A 545-nucleotide genomic window follows, 5' to 3' on the forward strand; every position below is an offset into this window, starting at 1 on the left:
CCTATGACGTGGTGCTGTACTCGGAATTCGCCGACCGCGCCTCGCTCGACGCCTACCAGGAACATCCGCAGCACGTGGCGCTCAAGCCCTTCATCGGTGCGGTGCGCGAGGCGCGCCAGTGCATGGACTATGAAATCTAAGAGGCTTGCGATCGCATAGGGCGCCCTGGCCGAAGGGCATGGCACCCAAGTCGATCAAGAAAGTATTGCAAGGCAATGCGGCTGGATTGCGGTCCATGGTGAGGTGCCCCTTCGGTGCATCCCACACTACGCAGTCCGAACGCGGCATCGGGAGCGGAGACGCCTCAACGCCATTCAAACAAGGACGACTCGACGAGTCACAAGGAGACACCATGAGAACCACGCAACAGTTATTCGACCTCAAGGGCAAGACCGCCCTGATCACTGGCGGCTCGCGCGGCCTGGGCCTGCAGATCGCCGAAGCCCTCGGCGAACAGGGTGCGACCCTGGTGCTGTCCTCGCGCAAGCAAAGCGACCTCGACGAGGCGGTAGCCCACCTGAAGTCGCGCGGCATCGAAGCCAGCG

General features: G+C 62.8%; 2 protein-coding genes. Both read left to right on the top strand.

Translation table 11 applies throughout. From position 1 onward, the window contains the following. Positions 1 to 11: 11 nt before the first annotated feature. The gene (locus JK635_RS27845) at positions 12 to 140 is read left to right on the top strand and encodes a Dabb family protein (protein ID WP_498043850.1); all 129 of its coding nucleotides are present in this window, start codon (positions 12 to 14) and stop codon (positions 138 to 140) included. 212 nt (positions 141 to 352) lie between these two features. Next, positions 353 to 545, top strand: a 193-nt coding sequence (locus tag JK635_RS27850; RefSeq protein WP_202652751.1) for an SDR family NAD(P)-dependent oxidoreductase, incomplete at its 3' end; no start/stop codon positions are given.

The sequence above is a fragment of the Neobacillus paridis genome (assembly GCF_016765675.1).
GTDB classification, from domain to species: Bacteria; Bacillota; Bacilli; order Bacillales; family Cytobacillaceae; genus Neobacillus; species Neobacillus paridis.